The organism is Devosia sp. Root413D1 (assembly GCF_001425235.1).
In the GTDB taxonomy this organism is placed as follows: Bacteria; Pseudomonadota; Alphaproteobacteria; order Rhizobiales; family Devosiaceae; genus Devosia_A.
On record NZ_LMEA01000014.1, the window covers coordinates 56,795 to 77,974 of the forward strand.

Consider the following 21,180-nt stretch of genomic DNA (forward strand, 5'->3'; position numbering starts at 1 on the left):
GCAAAACTCGCCGGCTTTGGCTCCCCCCTCCACCAGCTTCGCTGGTCCCCCTCCCCCGCCACGCGGGGGAGGATCATGGAGAGACCGGTGCGAGTGAACTGCTTGCACGCTGGTCCCGCAGGTCGCTAATGCCTAAACTCGGGCAAGGAGAATGGATAGCCAATGATCGAAGACACCGAGCAGCGGGGTAAGGCCGTCCCCGCGCTGGTCCGGACCAAGAAAATTCTCGATGCGCTTTCGACCGGCGGCAAGCCCAAGGGCGTGTCGGAGCTGGCGCGGATGCTGGACCTGCCTAAGAGCACGGTGCATGGGCTTTGCCATACCCTGGTCGATCTCGGCCTGATGATGCGGGTGGGGCCGTCGCAGTTCGCGGTCGGCCCGCATGTGCTGAGCTGGGCCAACGCCTTCGAAGGCCAGAGCGACCTGACGCAGGAGTTCATGCGCATCGCCGAGGCGACCGACCTGATCTCGGAGCAGGCGATCAACCTCTCGATCCTGACCGGTCGGGAAGTGATGTATGTCGCCTGCCGGCGCGGCACCGACCCGCTCGGGGTCAGTTTCCGGCCGGGCGTACGCCTGCCGGCGCCGTTCACCGCCACCGGCAAGGCGATGATGTCGACGATGCGGCCCGAGGAAGTCGAGGCGCTGTTCGGCGACGAGTGGCCGGAGCCCTGGACCAAGCAGAGCGTGCCCAACCTCAAGACGCTGATGCGCGAGCTCGAGGAGACGCGCGAGCGCGGTTACTCGATCGACGACGGGCAGCTGCGCGACGCCATGGTGTGCTTCGGCGCCCCGGTGTTCAACGCCAGCGACGACCACGCGGTGGCCGGCATCGCCATCGGGCTGCTGCGCGGCGAGGTGAACGACACCTCGCGGGCGCAGGTCAGCCACGCGGTGCGGGCGCTGGCCGACAAGCTCAGCCACCGGCTCGGCGGGAATACTTGAGGGCTGTGGTGGTTCATGCTGCGACGCCGGCGCGCGCTGACCCCCACCCCTGTCCCCTCCCCGCAAGGGGACGACCAGATGTCGCCCCGGGGGGAGGGAGACCCTCACACCGATATCGTAGTCTGCGTCTCCCTCCCCCTTGCGGGGAGGGATCAAGGGTGGGGGTCAGCCCGCACCGGCCCTTGCCGACTACGACTGCCGTCTACATTGACATCGTCCCCCACGCCATAGATTGTTCAATACCGAGAATATCGTTCAGCATATTGAACGATTTGACCAGCGGACACATAGGGAAGGAACCGCAATGATCGTCCTGATCGCCAAGTACCACACGAAGCCGGGCAACGTGCCGAAGGTGCTGGCCGAACTCGTCAAAATGAAGCCGCTGGTGGAAGCCGGCGAGCCGGGCTGCAAGTTCTACCAGGTGTCGAAGTCGACCGAGAACGAGAACCTGATCGTGCTCTATGAGCACTATGTCGATGCCGCAGCGCTGGCCGCGCACCGTGAGACGCCGCACTTCAAGTCGATCATCGAGGGCACCGTGATCCCGATGCTCGAAAAGCGCGAGCGCGAGCTCTACGAACTCGCCATCTCCTGAGGTTTGCGATGCGCCTCGTTTCCTTTAAGCTTTCCACTGTCACCGGTCCCGTAACCCGGATCGGCGCCGTGCTGCCGGATGGCCGCTATGCCGACCTGCAGTCGGCCTATCGGGCGGTGCTGGGGGATAACGGGGCGTCGCGGGAAGGGGCGGCGCGACTTGCCGCCGCCACCATCCCCTCGGACATGGTGGCCTTCATCCAGAACGGGGTGACTGCGCTCGATGCGGCGCAGTCGGCCCTCGACTGGGTGACGGCGAAAGACGAGACCGGGCCCGATGGCGCGACCCTGGTCTTCGCGCCCGAGGCGGTGCAGCTGCTGGCGCCCGTGCCGCGGCCGCCGTTGATCCGCGACTTCATGGCGTTCGAGACGCACTTGAAGAACATCTACCCCAAGCTCGGGCGCGAAATTCCGCCGCAGTGGTACGAGCTGCCGGTCTACTACAAGGGCAACCCCTCGGCGGTCGGCGCCGATGGCGATATCGTGCCGATGCCGGCCTATGCCACCAACATGGATTTCGAGTTCGAATTCGCGGCGGTGATCGGGCGGGGCGGCAGCAACATCCAGCGCGCCGACGCGCTCAGCCATATCTACGGCTACATGATCTATAACGACTTCAGCGCCCGCGAGATTCAGCAGCGCGAAATGTCGGTTGGCCTCGGGCCCGCCAAGGGCAAGGATTTCGAAAAGGGCCACGTATTCGGCCCCTGGCTGGTGACGGCGGACGAGATCCCCGACATCTACGCGTTGCGCATGCAGGCCAGCGTCAACGGCCTGCCCTGGTGTGACACGAGCACCTCCACCATGCACTGGCGCTTCGACCAGATGATCGCGCATGCCTCGACGAACGAGGTGCTGGTCGCCGGCGAGATTTTTGGCAGCGGCACCGTGGGCGGCGGCTCGGCCGCCGAAGTCGGCAAGACGCTGGCCAAGGGCGACAAGGTGGTGCTGACGATGGATCGGCTGGGCACGCTGAGTAATGCGATAGGGTAGGGCTGCCTACCTGAGCGCCTGGGGTTTGGCAGGTTCTCTCCCACCCACCAGCTGTCATCCCAGCGAAAGCTGGGACCCAACTTTCCGTCGGCGCGGGCGGTGAAATGGGTCCCAGCTTTCGCTGGGATGACACCAAGTTTGGGGCAATTGCGGTGGGTCAGATTGGAGCCCCTGGGTGGCGGTGCATCTGGTTCGGCGCGCTTGGCGCCCCTCACCCTGGCCCCGGGCTATCGCCTCCCTCCCCCTTGAGGGGAGGGATTGAGGGAGGGGGTGGTGCAGTCAGCACCGAGCGTCCCTCACCACCCCCACCCCCCACCCCTCCCCTCAAGGGGGAGGGGAGCGATGGAGCCGCGCCTTAAGTGCGCCTTGCCTTCCGCACCGCCTCGACCGTCTGCCCAACCAGATCATCGAACGCGATCTCCGCGGGCCTGCGCATGTAGGTGACGATGTCGTCGACCAGCAGGGGGGCGGACCAGCGGTCGGCGATGATGGAACTGCCGTGCTGGATGCCGAGGACGCAGAGCATCTGGGCGGCGTTGCAATCGACGTCGTGGCCGATGCCGCAGATGATCTCCAGCGTCAGGTCGAAATCGCCGTTGCCGAACCACAGCGCCACCACCTGCGCCGCGGCGTTGGGGTAGACGTGGATCCAGTTGTACTCGATGTATTCGGCATCGCATTTGGCCCAGGCGGTCTGCCAGTCCGCCGAGGTGCGGCAGGCTTCGAGGGCGAAGGCGAGGACGGCGCCGTATTCGGTGCGGGTCGAGAATAGCTCGATCGTCGAAACCAGCAGCGCTTTGCTGTCGGTCTCGGTGTAGGCGCGGGCGGCGAGCACGGCGTTGAACACTTCGCCGAGGATGCCGTTGCCGGCGGCGGAGATCTCGGCGTCGATATAGGCGAGGCGGGCGGCTTCGCGCGTCTGGCCGGGGGCGACCATGCCGCAGATGGTGCCGCGCATCTGGCCGCCGATCCACTCGTCGAAGGGGTTATCGAGCGAGCCGGTGAGGGGTGGCAAGAGGCCACGGCGGATGCTGGCGAGCGCCACGGCTTCGGCCGACCAGCCCATCGGGATCAGCGCCGTCCAGCGCTCGGCGATATCGGCGCCGGTGACGGCGTGGCCCTTGTCGGCGAAGGCCTCGAGGAAGGCGATCTCGAAGGTGATGTCGTCATTATAGGTGTTGGGCTCGCGCACGTAATCGCGGATCGGGCCGAACACCTTGGCGATGTTCTCGGCGGTATAGCCCTCGAGCGCCGTGCCGGCGGCGGCGCCGACCAGCTGGCCGAGCCAGGCAGCGCGGGTGCGGTCGACGAAATCGGCGCTCGCCACATCGACGGCGGTATCGGCAGGCCAGCTGACGTCGGCATCGAATGCCGCCCAATCGGTATAGCGCAGGGTCTGCTGACTCTTGTGGTTGGGGTCGGCCACGGCGGCACGCATGATGGCGCGGAGGCGGAAGTCGATGGTGTAGAGCGCTTCGTAGTCCTTCTTGCCCAGGGCATCGAGGCCCTGCTGCAGCAGCTCGCCATAGGGGGCGAGCACGAAGCCCTTGCTCTCCAGCGATTGCAGCGCGCCGGCCATCAGGCATTCGGGCGCGGCCGAGCCGGGCACGTTGCTCTGCCAGTACATCGCCATCAGCATGTCGCCGCCATTCATGATGGCGCTGGCGTCCCAGGTCTGCTCTTCGGCAGTGCGGACGATCGGCAGGGTGTCGCGCAGCAGGTCGCGGGTCAGTTCCCAGGCTTTCATGGGCTACCTTCGTTCTAGGGGTGGTCAGGAAATCTTGCGGGCTTTGGCCTGTCGGCGCGCCGCGTAAACGGTGAGCATCACGGCGGGTACGATGTAGGGGATCATCTGCATCAGCTCGCTGGGCAGGCCCTTGGTCTGCATGGTGATGGCGACGGTTTCGGCAATGCCGAGCACGGCGGCGGCAGCAAAGGTGCCCCAGGCGGTGCCCATGCCCATCACCTCGGCGGCGAGCGCGATGAAGCCGCGCCCAGCCGTCATGTTCTGCGCGAACCAGCTGACATAACCCATTGAGAGATAAGCGCCGGCAGCGCCACCGAACACGCCCGAGAGGGTCAGCGTATAGAGCTGCACGCGGTTGCGCGAGATACCGGCGGCGGCCGCCGCCTTGGGGTCGGACCCGACGGCGCGGATATGGAGGCCGAACGGCGTGCGGGCCAGCATGATGGCGACCGCCGGCACGGCGAGGATGGCGAGATAGGTCAGCATATGGTGCCCGGAAAGCAGCGGGCCGAGGATCGGCACGCCGCCGAGCAAGGGGATGTCGAGATTGGGCAGCACGCCGCTTTTCAGGGCGCCCGACATCCCCTTGTCGCCGGTGGCGAGGAACAGGCCGAGCGTCGTTGCGGCAAGCGCCGCCATGTTCAACGCGATGCCCGTAATGATGAACTGGGTGCCCAGTCCGTTGATGAAGAACGCCATCAGCGCTCCGAGCAGGCCGCCGCCGATAAGCGCGGCGAACAGCCCGAGGAACGGGTTGGCGGTGGCGGCGCTGACCAAGACGCCAATCAGCGCACCCGACAGCATGATGCCTTCCATGCCGATGTTCAGCACCCCGGCGCGATCGGAGATCAGCACGCCCAAGGCCGCCAGCAGCAGCGGGGTCATCACCCGCAGCACGGTGGCGAAAACGGCGGGGTCGGCGATGGCGCCAAAGAACTCGATCATGCGCCTTGCTCCTGACCCTTGATGTCGCGGATCAGCCGCAGGAAGGCCGGGTGGCGGAAGATGGCGGCGGCGGTGACCGCCAGCATGATGGCGGCGGTGACCAGCCCGACGATCTCGCTGGGCACGTCGAGATTGCGCGCCAGCATGTCGCCGCCGACCTGGAGATAAGCGAGGAACAGAGCCGCGGGGATGACGAGGAACGGGTTCTCGCGGGCGAGGATGGCAACGGTGATGCCGGTCCAGCCGTGGCCGGGCAGCCCGGTCCAGGAGAAGCGGCTATAGAGCCCGAGCACCTCGATGGCGCCGGCCATGCCGGCGATCAGCCCGCCGGCGATCTGCGCCTGCATCAGGAGTTTCGACGAGGCGAGGCCGAGATGGCTGGCAAAGCCGGGGCTCGAGCCGACGATGCGGACATTGAGGCCGGAGCGGGTGCCATAGAGCCAGATGCCGCCGAGGAGGCAGGCGACGAAGGCGATGATCACCCCGGTATGGAGGCGGGTGCCCTGCAGCAGCCGATCGAGGGTAAAATCACCGGGGAGTTTGTAGGACATCAGCGCCCCGGCATTGGGGTCGCGCAGCACGTAGTTGAGTACATAGACGCCGGCGAACAGGAAGGCGAAGTTCAGCACCAGCGAGTTGACCATCTCGGAAGCGCCGAAGCGCACGCGCAGGTAACCCGGGACGATACAGGCGAGCGAGCCGACCAGCGCTCCGACCAGGATGGCGGCAGGCGTCGCGACAAAGCCGGTGAGCGGCAGCAGCACGGCGGTCGCCGCAGCGGCGAGGCCGCCGAGAAAGAAGCTGCCCTCGACGCCGAGGTTGAACATGCCGGCGCGGAAAATGATGGTGGCGGCAAGCCCGGTCATCATGGTCGGCGTCGCTGCTTCGAGGATATTGCCCATATGGCGGATGGTGCCGAACGGGCCGAGGACGAAGAGCCGCAGCACCTCGAGCGGATCCGGCTGCGACAGCGCCAGCGGCACCAGCACGGCGAGGATCACCAAGCCGATGACCAGGGCAGTGAGAGCGAATTCGGTGAGGCCGGCGAGAATGGAGCGGGTCATGCGGCCGTCTCCAGACCGAGCATATAGGGGCCGAGCGCGGCGGGCGTCAGGCCGGCATGGTTTTGGAGGTCGGCGACGATTTTGCCGTTGAACAGCACCAGCACCCGGTCGGCGAGGCGCAGCAGCTCATCGAGATCGGCGGTGATCAGCAGCACGGCGGCGCCGTCGCGGGCGGCGAGGTCGATGCGGCCGTGCAGCAGGGCGGCGGCGGCGACATCGACGCCGCGGGTCGGCTGGTCGGCGATCAGCAGTTTCGGCGAACCGGCAAGCTCGCGCGCGGCGATCAGTTTCTGGGCGTTGCCGCCCGACAGCGAATCCAGCCGTTCGCCGGTGCCGCCGGCCCGCACGGCGTAATCGGCGATCATCTGCTGCACCCGCTTGCGGATAGCGCCGCGACGGAGGAACGGGCCCCATTGCAACGCCTTGTCGCCATCGGTGCCGGCAATGGCGTTGTCGGCGAGGCTCAAGGCGGCGGTGCCGCCGCGGGCGTAGCGATCGGCGGGCAGGTAAGCGAGGCCGGCCTTGCGCCAGTCGGGCGCGGCGGCGCGTGACATGTCGGCGTCGGCGAGCCGGACGCTGCCGCTGGCCGGATGCATCAGCCCGCTCAGCACGCCGACGAGGCCGCGCTGGCCGCTGCCATCGACCCCGGCAATGCCGACGATCTCGTCGGCGCGGATCGAAAGCGAGATGTCCTCGATGCGGTCGGCGGGGTCGCGCGAGCGGGTGGAGACGCGGTCGAGTTCGAGCACCACCGGCGCGTCGGTGCGCTGGCGCTGGCGGCGCGGCACATCGACATCGCGGCCCATCACCATGCGGGTGATTGTGGTGTCGTCGACCTCGGCAAGCGGCGTGGTGCCCACCACCCTGCCGGCGCGCAGTACGGTGACGGTTTCGGCCAGCGCCCGCACTTCGTGCAGCTTGTGGGAGATGAAGAGGATGGTCATGCCGGCGGCGCAGAGGTCGCGCAGGCGGTTGAACAGCTCTTCGATTTCGGGCGGCGACAGCACCGCGGTCGGTTCGTCGAGGATGAGAAGGCGAGTATCGCGCGACAGGGCTTTCAAAATCTCGACCTTCTGCTGCGCTGCGACCGACAGGGTGTCGGTGCGCGCATCGGGGTCGACCGCGAGATCGAAGCGCTGAGTCAATTCAACCACCTGGCGGCGCGCCTTGCTGCGATCGATGAAGATCGAGCGGCGCGGCTCGTGGCCGAGGATGATGTTCTCGGTGACAGTGAGGATGGGAACCAGCGAGAAATGCTGGTGCACCATGCCGATGCCGTGCTTGCCGGCGAAATCGGGCGTCGCGGTGTCGACCGCGGCGCCATCGATCAGGACCTGTCCGGCGCTCGGACTTTCGAGCCCGAACAGGATCTTCATCAGCGTGGATTTGCCGGCGCCATTCTCGCCGCAGATGGCATGGATCGATCCCCTCCGAATATCGAAGCTGGCATCGGTGAGGGCCACAGTGCCGTTCGGGTAGGTCTTCGACACTCCCCGGAACGAGACAATGGGGCCCTCGGCCAGGTGCGGCGAGTTGCTCATCGGCGCTTACGGACGGACGGCGTCGCGGATGGCGTTGATCGCGGCGGTGTCCATGCCGAAGGCGGTCGGCACGACCACTTCGCCGGAAGCGATCTTGGCCTTGGCGTCGGCGATGGCGGCCTTGGTCTCGGCCGAAGCGAGCTTTTCGTAATTGCCGGTCTCGACGATGCCGACGGCGCCTTCAGCGAGCCCGACCGTTTCGGCCGAACCGAAGGGGAGCTTGCCCTCCTTGTAGAGGTCGTAGGCGCGAACGAGGCTGACATCGACGTTCTTCAGCACCGAGCTCACCACCTGGCTGGCAATCGCCGGATCGCTCTCGGCGAAGATCGCTTCCTGGTCGGAATCGACGCCGAGCACGAACTTGCCGGTTTCCTTGGCGGCAGCGGCCTGGCCGAGGCCGGCCTGCGAGGCGGCGATGAAGCCGAGCGCCACGCCGGAGCGATACTGGGCGAGCCCCAGTTCCTTGCCCTTGGCTGCATCGGTGAACGAGCCGGCATAGGCGACGGAGACCTTGATGTCTGGGGTGACCGACTGGGCGCCGGCGATGTAGCCGACGAGGAAGTCGTTGATGACGGGGATATCCATGCCGCCGAGGAACCCGAGCGCCGTGCCGGCGTCAGCCGGCAGGCCCGACTTCAAGAGGCCGGCGGCGAGGATGCCGCCGAGATAGGAGCCTTCGTTCTGCTTGTACTGGACGGCGTAGACGTTGGGGTAGGCGCCGCCTTCGAAGGGGAGGCTCGCATCGAACAGGATGTACTTCTTGTCCGGGTACTGCTCGGCCACGGCGCCCAGGGTTTCGCTGAGCGAGAAGGTGCCGCCGATGATCAGGTCCCAATCCTGCTCGGAGACTTCGAGCAGCGCCGGCTCCCAGCCGGTCGGATCGTCGCCGATCTCGAGCACCTTGGTCTCGACCTCGTCGCCGTACTTCGCCTTGATTTGCTCGATGCCCTTGTTGGCCGAGTCGAAGAACGACTTGTCGCCGAGCGCACCGTTGACCAGCAGCAGCACCTTGTCGGCGGCGAGGGCGCCGGCGGCAGTGGCGGCGAGCAGCGCGGTGGCGCTGACCAGCCCGAGGGCAGCGCGGCGCAGCGCCACGCGGGTAACCGATTTAGTCATGAAAAACTCCTCCAGAGCGATCCGATGAAACTGAACGATCAGGTCGTTTAATCGTGTAAATAGATAAGCGAGGTGCTATAGGGGGAGTCAAGACGGATTTCGTCGTAGTCCGCTAACCACTTGGCAGCGCTACGAACTTCGTCCACAGATGGCGACGGCGGGGCATGGAGATCAGATGAGCAGGGGCAGGAGCCCGACCATCAAGGATGTGGCGAAAGTCGCCGGGGTCTCCTCGGCGACGGTGTCCTATGTTCTCAACGATCTCAACAAGGTAACGCCGGAAGTTGATGCGCTGGTTCGGCGCGTGGCGAAGGAGCTCGGCTACTCGCGCAACAATGCGGCGCGGGCGCTGAAGACCGGCCGCAACAACATTATCGGCTGTATCCTGCCCACCCTCACCAGCCCGGTGTTCCCGGAAATCGCCCAGGCGGTGCAGTTGCGGGCCGAGGCGCATGGCTATGCGACGCTGGTGATCGATTCCGGCAATGCGCCGATGCGCGAGGAAAAGGTGGTGCGCACCCTCGCCAAGCATGGCGTCGATGGCGCGGTGGCGCTCTTACACCCCAACTTCAAGTTGGCCGACCCGCCGCTGTTCCCGATCGTCTCACTCGACGCAAAATTCCCCGGGCTCGACAGCGTGCATGCCGATCATTATGCGGGCGGCCGGCTGATGGCCGAGCACGCCATCGCGCTTGGGCATCGCTGTATCGGCATGCTCTCGGGCTTCCAGGATCTCACCAGCAGCTTCGAGCGCCGCCAGGGGTTCGTCGATGCGGCAGCGGGGCGGGTGGAGCTGGTATGGGAAGTGAACGTCCAGCTGGTGCCGCAACTGCCGCCGGAAGCGGTGGCAGCGATCCGCCGGCGCGAGGTGACGATGATCGCCTGCGTCAACGACCTCGTCGCCATCGCGGCGCTGAGCGTCTTGAAGGATAGCGGCATGAGCGCGCCGGGCGATGTATCGGTGTTCGGCTTTGACGACATGCAATGGGCGAGCTGGCCGCTGATCGATTTGACCACCATCCGCCAGCCGCTGGCCGAGCTCGGCAGCCGCGCCGCGGACCTGTTGATCTCGCGGCTCGACGATCGGCAGCGGCCGGTCGTGGATGTGGTGCTGCCGGTGACACTGGTCGAACGCGGTTCGACGGCGCGGGTGCCCCCTCTCCCCTGAGAGGAGAGGGAAGTGCAGCTAGGACCGTGAGGTCCGTAGCGAAACTCGGGTGAGGGGTTCAGCTTCTCTGCGAGCGCGAGTTGCGCCGCTTCACCCCTCATCCGGCGCTTCGCGCCACCTTCTCCCCTGAGGGGAGAAGCGACCCGACTGGGACGCCGGAGATGCCCGCCATTCATCGCCGGTGTGCTTGGCTACCCCTCACCCTGACCCTCTCCCCAGAGGGGAGAGGGGACGCACTCGGCGTGGGTCCGGTGATGCGGCTCGACCGTCCGGGTCGAAACGGCTTAGGGTTCGAGCGATGCACAACCACTATTCCACCGATGTCGAAGGCGGCGCGCCGGTACGGCGGCGCTATGCGATCAGCGGCCGGCTGGAGGTGGCGAGCTATCTGGAATTCGTCGCCGAGCGCGCCCGCTGGCTCGATATCCGCGGCTGGGTGAGCGCCGACGGATCGGCGGTGACGCTGGTCGCGGCCGGGCCTGAGGCGCTGGTCGGGGCGCTGGAAATGGCCTGCACGCTCGGACCGCTCGAAGCGCTGGTCGAAACGATCGAGGCTGTGGACGAGGCGGGGCCGGTGGGGAATGGGTTTGAGGTGCGGGGTGGGGTTTCGCGCTGATCCTCCGTAGCCCGCAGTCGGGCGCCCTCCCCCGCAAGCGGGAGAGGGACGCCGACGGCGGGCTTCAATGATCGCTAAAAGTAATCCGGCACTCCCGGCATCCCCACAAATCCCGGGAGCTTGCGCACCTGGCGTTGCCAGAGGTTGATTGCCGGATAATCCTCGTGGCCGATGCCGGCGTCGTGGCTTAGCGCGACGTAGGGGAACATGGCGATGTCGGCGATGGTGGGGGTGGCGCCGACCAGCCATAGGCCGCCGGCCTGGGCGCGGTCGGCGAGGTGGTCGTCGAGGAGGCGGAGGGCGGCGCGGGCCTTGGCCTGCAGCGCGGCGAGATCGCCGGCGTAGTTCAGCATGGCGATCATCCGGGCGCCGGAAATGGCCATCAGCTCGCCGCCGGCAAAGCTCAGCCACATCATCACGGAACCGAAGCGCACGTCGCGCGGCAGCCACTGGCCTGACGCGTCGTAGGTGTTGGCGAGGTGGCAGAGGATCGCCTGGGCGTCGCGGAGGACGAGGCCGGCGTCTTCGAACACCGGCAGCTGGCCGAGCGGGTTGAGCGCCAGGAATTCCGGACGCTTGTGCTCGCGGCCGGGGAAGAAGTCGACGGCCTGGGTTTCGTAGGCGATGCCGAGCAGGCTGAGCAGCAGGCGCACCTTGTAGCAGCTGCCCGAGAGCACATAGTCGTAGAGCTTAGGCATGCGGCAGGTCCGTACTCTGCAGGTCCGTTCTGGGTTCCGTGCCGAAGCGGAGCTGCTTTTCCTTAAGCCAGCGGCGGTAGAGCACCGAGCTCAAATCGGCGCGGGTCGGGGTTTCGCGGCCCGGCTGCAGCGGCAGCAGTGAAGGGCGCTGGTTCTCGAGCACGATCTTGTCCTGGACGAAGATCATCTGCTGGAAGGCGCTGAGTTCGGCATCGGTGCTGGTCAAGTCGATCACCAGCATGAAGGCATGCGCCACCGACACCGCCTCATCGGCGGGCTGCACGAACAGCGCGATGACGTCCCAGCGATCGGGTGCGGTGGGCGGGGTCTTGTAGAGCATGACGTTGAAGGGGCTCACCACCCGGTACATGTACTTGCTGATCTGGCCCTCGTCGGAGGCGGCGGCGGCCTTGGGCTGGTAGAACTCGCATTTGGTGGCCCAGAGCTCATCGACGTCGCGACGCTGCTCGACCTCGTATCTGGCCACCTCCGGATGCGCCTCGGAGCCGAGGATATCGGTGTGGACATAGGGGAAGTGGGCCAGATCGAGGAAATTCTCGACCAGCCGCAGGCCGGAGGCGCGGACGCGGACCGGGCCGCAATGGATCCAGCGCCGATCCGGTTCGCGGCTTTCGGGCAGCTCGAACAAGTCGCGCTCCGGCGTACCGAAACTGGTCCACAGGTGCCCGTAATCGGTGCGGACGGGGAGGGCGCGGCCGGCGGCACGGACCTCGACGTCATCGGTAAGCCGGCGGACGGTGAGATCTTCACCGAGGAGGCGGGAGGGGACCTCGGCACCAGCGGGGAAATCCTGGAGCGCGCCGAGCGTGTACCACTGGTCGAGCGCGGCCCGGTCGTCGGTGAGGCTCATGCGGCGGCTTCCTGTTCGAGGCTTTGGCGCAGGGCCCGCAGGTGCGCCGTGGCGGCGGCGATATCGGCGCCGGCCCCAGTCGCGTGCAGCATGGTTTTTGCGGCATGGGCGCGGTGCCAGCCGAGCTGCAGGGTGCCGCCGGCGAAGGGTAGCCCGATGAGCGGCTCGGCGGTCGAGCCGCCCAGCGCGGCAAGCACACGTTCGGGGGCCGCTTCGATGGCGAGGGTGATCACCGGGGTTAGCGCGGGCAGCAGCGGCGGTGGGTCGGCGCTGTCGCTGCTCATCCAGACCATGCCGCCGGTCTCGGTCGCCGCATAGGCATTGGCGCGGATGGTGGGCGGTACGGTCAGATCCGGGTGGGCCGGGATGCGGAGGCAGTTGGCGCCGGCGCCATATTGCCAGCCGTGGTAGAGGCAGTTCAGCGCGTTGCCGCGCACGAAGCCGAGGCTCAGCCGCATGCCGCGATGCGGGCAGCGATCCTCCCAGACCTGCGCCACGCCATCCTCGCCACGCCAGATCATCACCTCGCGGGTGTCGACGATCACCGCCCGGGTAATGCCGACGGGCACATCGCGGCTCAGGGCAATCGGTATCCAGTCAGCCATGGGCGAGATGTCCTTGGTTAGCGATGGTCAACGCATTGTATGCAATGCACGTGCATGTGATCAAAGAATGGGCAACTCGATCGGTCGTGCGGATGCATTAAGCATTCATTGCTCGGGCCGGGCAAGCGGCATTCTCCGGCCATTCCACTCAATGCGCTGGAATCGTTGATGGAATGGCGCTGATCGGGCGCCGCTCCGGCTTGGCACATGGATTGCATTGACCTCGGTGGATACCGGCGCCGGGCTGAGAAGGCGGCGCCCAAAGGTGCAATCCAGGGGAAGACGTCATGACACTAACCGCTATCTCACGCCGCAGGTTGCTCAAGGTCGGTGCAGCCGGGCTTGCCGCATCGGCGCTGCCGTTCGGGATCGCCCGGGCGCAGACCAATGTCGTGCTGGGCATTGTCTATGTCGGGCCGAAGGACGATTTCGGCTGGAACCAGGCGCATGCCGTATCGGTGGAATCGCTGAAGGCACTGCCCGGCATCACCGTGGTGGAAGAAGAGAATGTGCCCGAGACCGACGCCGTGGCCAAGTCCATGGAGTCGATGATCAACCTCGATGGCGCCAACCTGATCCTCGCCACCTCGTTCGGCTATTACAACCCGTTCGTGGTCGAGCTGGCCAAGAAGTATCCTGACGTCACCTTCCGGCACGCGGCGCCCTTGTGGAACAAGGACAAGGACCCGGCCAATGCCGGCTCGTATTTCCCGTACCTGAACCAGGCGCATTACGTGAACGGCGTGGCCGCCGGGCTCTCGTCGGGCGGCAAGATCGGGTTCGTCGCGGCCAAGCCCATTCCGTCGGTGCTGTCCAATATCAACTCGGCGCTGCTCGGGGCGCGTTCGGTGAACCCCAACGCCACGGTGCAGGTGATCTTCACCGGCGAGTGGAGCCTGCCGGTGCGCGAGGCCGAGGCCACCAATGCGCTGGTCGATGCCGGCTGCGAAGTCATCACCTGCCATGTGGACAGCCCGAAGGTGGTGATCGAGACCGCCGAGGGGCGCGGGGTGAAGACCGCCGGCCACAATGCCAGCCAAGCGCCGCTGGCGCCCAAGGGCTTCATCACCGGCGCCGAATACAAGTGGGAGACGATCTACAAATCCTACGCCGACGATATCGCCGCCGGTAAAACCCCGCCCAATTTCCTGGTCGGCGGCTACAATAACGACATGCTGCGCAACACGCCCTATGGCGCGGGTGCGACGCCCGAGGCGATCGCCGCAGCCGACGCCGCCATCGCCGCGCTGGTCGCTGGCGCCCCGATCTACAAGGGCACGCTCAAGGACAATGCCGGCAACGTCGTCGTCGACAAGGACTACGACAATTACGACCCGTATCTCGACGGCATGAACTGGCTGCTCGAGGGCGTGCAGGGGTCGATTACGTGATCTGACGGTTGGTTGGCGAATGCGGGGGCCGGCGCGTGCCGCCCCCACCCCTGGCCCCTCCCCGCGAGGGGGAGGGAGACGCCCACACTGAGGCTGGTGTTTTGGTCTCCCTCCCCCTTGCGGGGAGGGGACAGGGGTGGGGGTCCACGACCACCGGATGCGAGGTAGACCATGACCGCTGAAACCGCCGACACCGCCGCGATCCCGGCCAAGGCCGGGCCGAGCCTCGGCCTGCTCCGCCTCGCCGAGGCGGTGAGCATTCCGGTGGGGGCGCTCGTCGTTTCGGCGGTGTTGTTCGCGCTGTTCCTGCTCGCCATCGGCAAGGACCCGCTGCAGTTCTACCAGTTGATCTGGACCGGTGGCTTCGGCTCGTCCTTCTCGATCCAGAATTCTCTGCAGCGCGCCGCGCCGCTGATCCTTACGGGCCTGGCCTTCGCCATTCCGGCGCGCATCGGGCTCACCATGATCGGCGGGGAAGGGGCGCTGGTGCTGGGCGGCTTCAGCGCTGCCGCCATCGCCATCCCGCTGGTCTCGAGCGCCGTGCCGCCGCCGCTGACGCTGCTCATCATGGCGCTCACCGCGGTGGTGACCGGCGGGCTGTGGGTGGGGTTCACTGGCTGGCTCAAATATGCGCGCGGTGTCAACGAGACCATCGCCTCGCTGCTGATGAGCTACATCGCCATCGCCATCATGAACTTCTTCGTCGAGGGGGCGCTGCGCGACCCGGCGTCGGCCAACAAGCCCTCGACCATGCCGATCGGCGATGCCTACCGGATCGGGGCGATCCCCGGCACCGACGTGCACTGGGGCTTTGCGGCGGGCGTGGTGCTGGCGCTGCTGCTCTGGGTGCTGATGAGCCGCACCACGTTTGGCTTTGCGGCGCGGATGACCGGCGGCAACCTCCGAGCCGCCCGGGCGCAGGGTCTGCCGGTGGGCTGGCTGATGGTGGTCTGCTGCGCCATTGCCGGCGCCGCCGCCGGGCTCGCCGGCTTCTTCGAAGTCGCGGCGATCCACGGCCAGGCCAATGCCTCGCTGGTCGCCGGCTATGGCTTTACCGGCATTCTCGTTGCCTTCCTCGCGCGGCAGAACCCACTGGCGGTGATCCCGGTGGCGATCCTCTTCGGGGCGCTGGCGGCGGCCGGTGGGGTGATCCAGCGGCGGATGGGGATGCCCGATGCGACGATCCTGGTGCTGCAGGGGATGATGTTCGTGGTGCTCCTGGTGTCGGAGACGTTCTACGGGCGGCTGAAGATCTTCCAGCCCAAGGCAACGGGGGAGCGGACTTGATGGACAACGCGCTGGTCACCGTGCTCATCGCCATGCTCGGCGGCGCCATCCGGGTGTCGACGCCCTTCATGTTCGTGGCGCTGGGCGAAACGCTCACCGAGAAATCGGGGCGCATCAATCTGGGGCTCGAGGGCAACCTGGTGCTCGGCGCCATGGTCGCCTACGCGGTGAGTTACCTGAGCGGCAATGCCTGGCTGGGGGTGCTCGCCGCCGGCGGTTCGGGGCTCTTCCTGGGGGCGCTGCACGGCTATATCTGCAAGCTGCCGCGGGTCAACGACATCGCCGTCGGCATCGCCATGATGAGTTTCGGCACCGGCCTCGCCTTCTTTTTCGGCAAGCCGTTCATCCAGCCGACCGCGCCGCGGCTCGACGCCATTCCGCTGGGCGATTGGACCGGCAACCCGGCTCTGGCCCAGGCGCTGCAGGTCAACCCGCTGTTCTTTGTCGGCATCGCGCTTGCCGTCTTCATGTTCTGGGCCTTCAGGAATACCCGCTGGGGCCTGATCGTGAGGATGACCGGCGACAGCGCCGCCTCGGCCAAGGCGATGGGCGTATCGGTCGACCTGGTGCGCTTCCTCGCCACCGCGGCAGGCGGCTTTCTCGCCGGGATCGGCGGGGCGTTCCTGTCGCTCTACTATCCGGGCAGCTGGAACCAGGGGCTCAGCTCCGGCCAGGGGCTGATGGCGGTGGCGCTGGTGATCTTTGCGCGCTGGGACCCGATCAAGTGCATCTTCGCGGCGCTGCTGTTCGGGGCCGCCGGAGCCCTCGGGCCCTCGCTGCAATCGATCGGCATTTCCCAGGGCTACTACTTCTTCAACGCCGCCCCCTACATCCTGACGCTGATCATCATGATCATTTCCGCCGGCTCGAAAGCCGCGGCGCGGGATGTGCCGGGCGAACTGTCGATCACCAAGTAGGAGCGTTCCGATGAGTGGAGCTTTGTCATGAGCGGACTTGGCGGTCTCAACAAATCCGACAATGGCGTGGTGATCGGGCTGGTGCAGCTGCAACTGCCGGTGGTGGCAACGCCCGCCGACCTCAAGCGGCAGACGGCGCGGATCGTCGAGATGGTCGGCAAGGCGCGACGGAACCTCGGGACCATGGATCTCGTGGTGTTCCCCGAATACGCGCTGCACGGGCTGTCGATGGATACCAACCCGGCGATCATGTGTTCGCTGGATGGGCCGGAGGTCGCGGCGTTCAAGGCGGCCTGCAAGGAGCACCGGATCTGGGGGTGCTTCTCGATCATGGAGCTCAACCCCGGCGGCAACCCGTACAATTCCGGCATCGTCATCAATGATCAGGGCGAGCTGAAGCTCTACTATCGCAAGCTCCACCCGTGGGTGCCGGTGGAACCCTGGGAGCCGGGCAATCTCGGCATTCCCGTCATCGAGGGTCCGAAGGGCGCCAAGCTCAGCCTGATCATCTGCCACGACGGCATGTTCCCCGAGATGGCCCGCGAGGCGGCCTACAAGGGGGCCGAGATCATGCTGCGCACTGCCGGCTACACCGCCCCGATCCGGCAGGCCTGGCGCTTCACCAACCAGGCCAACAGTTTTCACAACCTGATGGTGACGGCCAATGTCTGCATGTGCGGCTCGGACGGCACCTTCGACTCGATGGGCGAGGCGATGATCGTCGATTTTGACGGCTCCATTATCGCCCAAGGCACGACCGGGCGGGCCGACGAGATCATCACCGCCGAGGTGCGCCCCGACCTGGTGCGCGAGGCGCGGGCCAACTGGGGCGTCGAGAACAACATCTACCAGCTCGGTCACCGCGGCTTCACCGCCGTCGACGGTGGCGCGCAGGATTGCCCGTACAGCTTCATGCACGATCTCGTCGCCGGACAGTACCGGTTGCCCTGGGAGGCGAGCGTGAAAGTCACCGACGGCACGCCCTCGGGCTTTGCCAAGCCGACCCGCCGCTATGGCGAGACATTGCAGGAGGCTGCCGAATGAGCCTTGCCGACGAACGGATCGATGCTGCTGCCGTGCCCGGCGGCAAGACCATCGCCTCGACGCCCTATGCCTGGCCCTATGACGGCGACCTCAGGCCCGACAATACCGTGCTGGTGGTCATCGACATGCAGACCGATTTCTGCGGGCCTGGCGGCTATGTCGACTCGATGGGCTACGACATCTCGCTGACCCGGGCTCCCATTGAACCGCTGAAGCGGCTGATGGCTGCGTTCCGGGCCAAGGGCTATCCGATCATCCACACCCGCGAAGGCCACAAGCCGGACCTCAGCGACCTGCCGTCCAACAAGCGCTGGCGGTCGCAGCGGATCGGCGCCGGCATCGGCGACCAGGGGCCGCAGGGGCGCATCCTGGTGCGGGGCGAGCCGGGCTGGGAGATCATCCCGGAACTGGCGCCGGCACCGGGCGAGGCGATCATCGACAAGCCGGGGAAGGGCTCGTTCGCCTCCACCGACCTCGAGCTGATCCTCAGGCTCAAGGGCATCCGCAACATCGTGCTCACCGGCATCACCACCGATGTCTGCGTCCACACCACGATGCGCGAGGCCAATGATCGCGGCTTCGAATGCGTGCTGCTCGAGGATTGCTGCGCCGCCACCAAATACGACAACCACCTCGCCGCCATCGACATGATCAAGATGCAGGGCGGGGTGTTCGGCGCGGTCGCGACGTCCGCCGCACTCATCGAGGTGCTGTGATGGCCGGTCGCGCGCCTTCGCTCGAAGCCATCGGCATGACCAAGGTGTTCGGGCCGCTGGTGGCGCTCGACGATGTGTCGATCAAGGTCGAAGCCGGCTCGTTCCATGCACTGCTCGGCGAGAACGGCGCCGGCAAGTCGACGCTGGTCAAATGCATCATGGGCTTTTACAGCGCCGACAAGGGGCAGGTCCGGCTCGACGGCCAGGAAGTCTCGATCCGCTCGCCGCGCGACGCGCGGGCCAATGGCATCGGCATGGTCTACCAGCAGTTCACCCTGGTGCCGTGCCTCAACGGGGCGGAGAACCTGGTGATCTCGCGCGCCGATGCGCCGGCGATTATCGACTGGGCCAAGGAGAAAAAGCACCTCGACGCCTTCATGGCCGAGATGCCGTTCCGGGTGCCGATGAATACGCCGGTCTCGTCGCTGTCGGCGGGCGAAAAGCAGAAGCTCGAAATCCTGAAGCTGCTCTATCTCGACCAGCGCTTCATGATCCTCGACGAGCCGACCTCGGTGCTGACACCGGGCGAGGCCGACGAAATGCTAGGGCTCTTGGGCGGCATGGCCGACCGCAAGGAGATCACCGTGCTGATGATCTCGCACAAGTTCCGCGAGGTGAAGGCGTTCTGCGACCACTTCACCGTGCTGCGGCGCGGCCGCTTCACCGGGGCGGGCGATGCCAAGACGGTGAGCGTGCCGGACATGAGCGCCATGATGATCGGCGATACGGCGATCCGCGAACGCGCGGCACGCAAGAAGCACAATGAAGGGGCCGACCGGCTGGAGCTCGCGGGGCTGTTCGCCGAGGACAATGACGGGCTGCCGGCGATCAAATCGGTAAATCTCAAGGTGAAAGCCGGCGAGATCGTCGGCATTGCCGGGGTGTCGGGCAACGGGCAATCGGCGCTGGTCGAGGCGCTCTCCGGGCAGCGGCCGCTGTCGGATGGCGGCATCTACATCAATGGCGAATTCTTCCGGCCCAAGCGCGGATCGTTCGATCGCTACAAGGTGTTCGGGCTGCCCGAGGAGCCGCTGAAGAACGCCACCGTGCCGCGGATGAGCGTCGCCGAGAACCTGGCGTTCCGCTCGTTCGACAAGCCGCCGGTGGCCAAGCTCGGCTGGTGGATGTCGCCCGGGCCGATGCGCGAGAAGGCCAAGGAATTGATCGCCAAATACCGGGTGAAAACCCAGGGGCCGGATGCGCCGATCGAGACGCTGTCGGGCGGCAATGTGCAGCGGGCAGTGCTGGCACGCGAGCTCAGTGGCGACGTCGACGTGCTGATCGTCGCCAACCCCTGCTTCGGGCTGGATTTCGCCTCGGTGGCCGATATCCGCAGCCAGATCATGGAGCAGCGCAACCGCGGGGCGGCAGTGCTGCTGGTGAGCGAGGACCTCGACGAGATCCTCGAACTCGCCGACCGGGTAGCGGTGATGAGCGGGGGGACGATCAACTACGTGGCCCGCATCGAGGACACTGACCGGAACACCATCGGACAACACATGGCGGGACATTGAGATGGACGCTGCGACCGCGACAGGGCAGACGAAACCCCAGAGCTGGGGCAGAGGCTGGCGGTGGGCAGCGCCGGGTGAGGGGGCCCTCGATTGGGTCCGTGGCAGGGGCCCCCTCACCAGACTGATTGGCGCAACCGAGCGTGGGGCCACCCCCCTCCCAACCTCCCCCACAAGGGGGGAGGTGCCGGCCGGCGCTTGGGGCACGACCGTGCCAGGAACTGGGTCTGCCACCTCCCCCCTTGTGGGGGAGGCCGGGAGGGGGGTGGCCGCAGGCGCCGGCCCCGCCGACTACCTCGTCCTCCACATCCCCTGCCGCGGCTCCTTCGTCATGGATGTCCGCCGATGATCTCCGTTCCCGCGCGGCCCTATCCCTATGCGCTCGACCCCGCGCATACGGCGCTCGTTGTCATCGATATGCAGCGCGATTTCATCGAGCGCGGCGGCTTTGGGGATTCGCTCGGCAATGACGTCAAACGGCTCGAGGCGATCATCCCGACGACGGCGGCGCTGATCGGGCTGTTCCGGGCTCAGGGCTGGCCGGTGATCCATACGCGCGAGGCGCATAAGCCGGACCTCAGCGATTGCCCGCCCGCAAAAATCCGGCGCGGCAACCCGAGCCTTCATATCGGCGAGGTCGGCGCCATGGGGCGGCTGCTGGTGCGGGGCGAGCCGGGCAACCAGATTGTCGATGCGCTGGCGCCGCTCGAAGGCGAGATGGTCATCGACAAGCCGGGCAAGGGGATGTTCTGGGCTACGGGCCTGCACGAGCAACTGGTGGAGCTCGGCATCACGCATCTGGTGTTTGCGGGCGTCACCACGGAAGTCTGCGTCCAGACTTCGATGCGCGAGGCCAATGATCGTGGCTATGAGTGCCTGCTGATCGAGGATGCGACCGAGAGCTATTTTGCTGAGTTCAAGGCAGCCACCCTCAAGATGATCGCGGCGCAGGGCGGCATTGTCGGCTGGGTGACGCCGCTCGCGGCGCTGCAAGGGGCGGTCAAGGCATGATGATCAATGATCCCGCGGTGCTGGCCGAGGTTGAAGCGGTGTTCGCGCGCTACGAGGCGGCTTTGGTCGACAACGACGTCGCGGTGCTCGACGAGCTGTTCCTCGATAGCCCGCTGACCGTCCGTTACGGCATCGCCGAGAACCTCCATGGCAGCGAGGCGATCCGGGCATTCCGGCTGCTCCGCCGTTCCTCCGGGGCCGACCGGCGGCTCGCCGAGACGGTGATCACCACCTATGGGCCGGACACCGCCATTGCCGCGACGCTGTTTTCGCATGACAGCGTCCCCGGGCGGGTTGGACGGCAGATGCAGACGTGGATACGGATGCCGGATGGCTGGCGCGTCGCGGCGGCGCATGTCAGCGTCATCGACGCGTAGATCACAACTACGCAGGGACT

21 protein-coding genes are annotated in these 21,180 nt (G+C 66.6%); 13 read left to right on the forward strand and 8 right to left on the reverse strand.

Features of this window, described 5'->3' with window-relative positions:
• Positions 1-162 precede the first annotated feature (162 nt).
• From ASC89_RS27215 to ASC89_RS27225, 3 genes are all read left to right on the forward strand, one after another.
• The gene (locus ASC89_RS27215; RefSeq protein WP_055877632.1) at positions 163-945 is read left to right on the forward strand and encodes an IclR family transcriptional regulator; all 783 of its coding nucleotides are present in this window, start codon (positions 163-165) and stop codon (positions 943-945) included.
• A gap of 304 nt (positions 946-1,249) precedes the next feature.
• On the forward strand, positions 1,250-1,543 hold the full coding sequence (locus tag ASC89_RS27220; RefSeq protein WP_055877635.1) for a putative quinol monooxygenase: 294 nt from the start codon (positions 1,250-1,252) through the stop codon (positions 1,541-1,543).
• 8 nt (positions 1,544-1,551) lie between these two features.
• Positions 1,552-2,535, forward strand: a complete 984-nt coding sequence (locus ASC89_RS27225) for a fumarylacetoacetate hydrolase family protein (protein WP_056004052.1) — start codon at positions 1,552-1,554, stop codon at positions 2,533-2,535.
• Between the two features lie 355 nt (positions 2,536-2,890).
• On the opposite strand, the gene ASC89_RS27230 is transcribed toward ASC89_RS27225, so the two are convergent.
• The 5 genes from ASC89_RS27230 to ASC89_RS27250 are packed head-to-tail and all read right to left on the reverse strand — an operon-like array spanning position 2,891 to position 8,948.
• Entirely contained in the window at positions 2,891-4,282 is a 1,392-nt protein-coding gene (locus ASC89_RS27230) for an ADP-ribosylglycohydrolase family protein (protein ID WP_056004054.1), read from the reverse strand.
• Between the two features lie 24 nt (positions 4,283-4,306).
• Positions 4,307-5,227 (reverse strand): ABC transporter permease, encoded by a 921-nt coding sequence (locus ASC89_RS27235; protein WP_055877643.1) that lies wholly within the window; start codon positions 5,225-5,227, stop codon positions 4,307-4,309.
• Positions 5,224-6,291, reverse strand: coding sequence for an ABC transporter permease (locus tag ASC89_RS27240; protein ID WP_056004057.1), 1,068 nt, complete (start codon positions 6,289-6,291; stop codon positions 5,224-5,226). Before ASC89_RS27240 ends, ASC89_RS27235 begins: the two co-directional genes overlap by 4 nt.
• Complete coding sequence (locus tag ASC89_RS27245) at positions 6,288-7,832, reverse strand: ABC transporter ATP-binding protein (protein ID WP_056004060.1); 1,545 nt, start codon at positions 7,830-7,832, stop codon at positions 6,288-6,290. Before ASC89_RS27245 ends, ASC89_RS27240 begins: the two co-directional genes overlap by 4 nt.
• Positions 7,833-7,838: 6 nt before the next feature.
• Positions 7,839-8,948, reverse strand: a complete 1,110-nt coding sequence (locus ASC89_RS27250; protein ID WP_056004064.1) for a BMP family ABC transporter substrate-binding protein — start codon at positions 8,946-8,948, stop codon at positions 7,839-7,841.
• Between the two features lie 175 nt (positions 8,949-9,123).
• Between ASC89_RS27250 and ASC89_RS27255 the strand changes: the two genes are divergently transcribed.
• Positions 9,124-10,116, forward strand: a complete 993-nt coding sequence (locus tag ASC89_RS27255; protein ID WP_056004067.1) for a LacI family DNA-binding transcriptional regulator — start codon at positions 9,124-9,126, stop codon at positions 10,114-10,116.
• Between the two features lie 298 nt (positions 10,117-10,414).
• On the forward strand, positions 10,415-10,732 hold the full coding sequence (locus ASC89_RS28655) for an acylphosphatase (RefSeq protein WP_056004070.1): 318 nt from the start codon (positions 10,415-10,417) through the stop codon (positions 10,730-10,732).
• Positions 10,733-10,806: 74 nt separating this feature from the next.
• Here the strand turns inward: ASC89_RS28655 and ASC89_RS27265 are convergent, their stop codons facing one another.
• From ASC89_RS27265 to ASC89_RS27275, 3 genes are read right to left on the reverse strand one after another with little or no spacing between them, the layout of a single operon-like run.
• Positions 10,807-11,430 (reverse strand): glutathione S-transferase family protein, encoded by a 624-nt coding sequence (locus ASC89_RS27265; protein ID WP_056004073.1) that lies wholly within the window; start codon positions 11,428-11,430, stop codon positions 10,807-10,809.
• Entirely contained in the window at positions 11,423-12,301 is an 879-nt protein-coding gene (locus ASC89_RS27270; RefSeq protein ID WP_056004076.1) for a hypothetical protein, read from the reverse strand. The genes ASC89_RS27265 and ASC89_RS27270 overlap by 8 nt, the downstream gene beginning before the upstream one ends.
• A complete protein-coding gene (locus ASC89_RS27275) occupies positions 12,298-12,906 on the reverse strand; it encodes a Rieske 2Fe-2S domain-containing protein (protein WP_056004081.1) in 609 nt (202 codons plus the stop codon). The genes ASC89_RS27270 and ASC89_RS27275 overlap by 4 nt, the downstream gene beginning before the upstream one ends.
• A gap of 287 nt (positions 12,907-13,193) precedes the next feature.
• Here ASC89_RS27275 and ASC89_RS27280 point away from each other — a divergent pair, with 287 nt between their 5' ends.
• The 8 genes from ASC89_RS27280 (at position 13,194) to hpxZ (ending at position 21,160) form a co-directional block, all read left to right on the forward strand.
• Positions 13,194-14,297: a BMP family ABC transporter substrate-binding protein gene (locus ASC89_RS27280; RefSeq protein ID WP_055877668.1), complete on the forward strand. Its 1,104-nt coding sequence runs from the start codon at positions 13,194-13,196 to the stop codon at positions 14,295-14,297.
• A 171-nt stretch (positions 14,298-14,468) separates the two neighbouring features.
• On the forward strand, positions 14,469-15,584 hold the full coding sequence (locus tag ASC89_RS27285; RefSeq protein ID WP_056004084.1) for an ABC transporter permease: 1,116 nt from the start codon (positions 14,469-14,471) through the stop codon (positions 15,582-15,584).
• A complete protein-coding gene (locus ASC89_RS27290) occupies positions 15,584-16,501 on the forward strand; it encodes an ABC transporter permease (protein ID WP_056004087.1) in 918 nt (305 codons plus the stop codon). The genes ASC89_RS27285 and ASC89_RS27290 overlap by 1 nt, the downstream gene beginning before the upstream one ends.
• A gap of 27 nt (positions 16,502-16,528) precedes the next feature.
• Positions 16,529-17,545: a formamidase gene (locus tag ASC89_RS27295; protein WP_056004088.1), complete on the forward strand. Its 1,017-nt coding sequence runs from the start codon at positions 16,529-16,531 to the stop codon at positions 17,543-17,545.
• A complete protein-coding gene (locus ASC89_RS27300; RefSeq protein ID WP_056004091.1) occupies positions 17,542-18,261 on the forward strand; it encodes a cysteine hydrolase family protein in 720 nt (239 codons plus the stop codon). The genes ASC89_RS27295 and ASC89_RS27300 overlap by 4 nt, the downstream gene beginning before the upstream one ends.
• The gene (locus ASC89_RS27305) at positions 18,261-19,775 is read left to right on the forward strand and encodes an ABC transporter ATP-binding protein (protein WP_056004094.1); all 1,515 of its coding nucleotides are present in this window, start codon (positions 18,261-18,263) and stop codon (positions 19,773-19,775) included. Before ASC89_RS27300 ends, ASC89_RS27305 begins: the two co-directional genes overlap by 1 nt.
• A 342-nt stretch (positions 19,776-20,117) precedes the next feature.
• Positions 20,118-20,783, forward strand: a complete 666-nt coding sequence (locus ASC89_RS27315) for a cysteine hydrolase family protein (RefSeq protein ID WP_056004099.1) — start codon at positions 20,118-20,120, stop codon at positions 20,781-20,783.
• Positions 20,780-21,160: an oxalurate catabolism protein HpxZ gene (gene hpxZ, locus ASC89_RS27320; RefSeq protein WP_056004102.1), complete on the forward strand. Its 381-nt coding sequence runs from the start codon at positions 20,780-20,782 to the stop codon at positions 21,158-21,160. The genes ASC89_RS27315 and hpxZ overlap by 4 nt, the downstream gene beginning before the upstream one ends.
• Positions 21,161-21,180: the final 20 nt, after the last annotated feature.

Coding starts and splice junctions, on each gene's coding strand:
- ASC89_RS27275 (WP_056004081.1), bottom strand. CDS start 12,906: ATGGCTGACTGGATACCGATTGCCCTGAGCCGCGATGTGCCCGTCGGC.
- ASC89_RS27250 (WP_056004064.1), bottom strand. CDS start 8,948: ATGACTAAATCGGTTACCCGCGTGGCGCTGCGCCGCGCTGCCCTCGGG.
- ASC89_RS27265 (WP_056004073.1), bottom strand. CDS start 11,430: ATGCCTAAGCTCTACGACTATGTGCTCTCGGGCAGCTGCTACAAGGTG.
- ASC89_RS28655 (WP_056004070.1), top strand. CDS start 10,415: ATGCACAACCACTATTCCACCGATGTCGAAGGCGGCGCGCCGGTACGG.
- ASC89_RS27300 (WP_056004091.1), top strand. CDS start 17,542: ATGAGCCTTGCCGACGAACGGATCGATGCTGCTGCCGTGCCCGGCGGC.
- ASC89_RS27270 (WP_056004076.1), bottom strand. CDS start 12,301: ATGAGCCTCACCGACGACCGGGCCGCGCTCGACCAGTGGTACACGCTC.
- ASC89_RS27280 (WP_055877668.1), top strand. CDS start 13,194: ATGACACTAACCGCTATCTCACGCCGCAGGTTGCTCAAGGTCGGTGCA.
- ASC89_RS27235 (WP_055877643.1), bottom strand. CDS start 5,227: ATGATCGAGTTCTTTGGCGCCATCGCCGACCCCGCCGTTTTCGCCACC.
- hpxZ (WP_056004102.1), top strand. CDS start 20,780: ATGATGATCAATGATCCCGCGGTGCTGGCCGAGGTTGAAGCGGTGTTC.
- ASC89_RS27255 (WP_056004067.1), top strand. CDS start 9,124: ATGAGCAGGGGCAGGAGCCCGACCATCAAGGATGTGGCGAAAGTCGCC.
- ASC89_RS27305 (WP_056004094.1), top strand. CDS start 18,261: ATGGCCGGTCGCGCGCCTTCGCTCGAAGCCATCGGCATGACCAAGGTG.
- ASC89_RS27220 (WP_055877635.1), top strand. CDS start 1,250: ATGATCGTCCTGATCGCCAAGTACCACACGAAGCCGGGCAACGTGCCG.
- ASC89_RS27240 (WP_056004057.1), bottom strand. CDS start 6,291: ATGACCCGCTCCATTCTCGCCGGCCTCACCGAATTCGCTCTCACTGCC.
- ASC89_RS27285 (WP_056004084.1), top strand. CDS start 14,469: ATGACCGCTGAAACCGCCGACACCGCCGCGATCCCGGCCAAGGCCGGG.
- ASC89_RS27295 (WP_056004088.1), top strand. CDS start 16,529: ATGAGCGGACTTGGCGGTCTCAACAAATCCGACAATGGCGTGGTGATC.
- ASC89_RS27245 (WP_056004060.1), bottom strand. CDS start 7,832: ATGAGCAACTCGCCGCACCTGGCCGAGGGCCCCATTGTCTCGTTCCGG.
- ASC89_RS27230 (WP_056004054.1), bottom strand. CDS start 4,282: ATGAAAGCCTGGGAACTGACCCGCGACCTGCTGCGCGACACCCTGCCG.
- ASC89_RS27225 (WP_056004052.1), top strand. CDS start 1,552: ATGCGCCTCGTTTCCTTTAAGCTTTCCACTGTCACCGGTCCCGTAACC.
- ASC89_RS27290 (WP_056004087.1), top strand. CDS start 15,584: ATGGACAACGCGCTGGTCACCGTGCTCATCGCCATGCTCGGCGGCGCC.
- ASC89_RS27215 (WP_055877632.1), top strand. CDS start 163: ATGATCGAAGACACCGAGCAGCGGGGTAAGGCCGTCCCCGCGCTGGTC.
- ASC89_RS27315 (WP_056004099.1), top strand. CDS start 20,118: ATGATCTCCGTTCCCGCGCGGCCCTATCCCTATGCGCTCGACCCCGCG.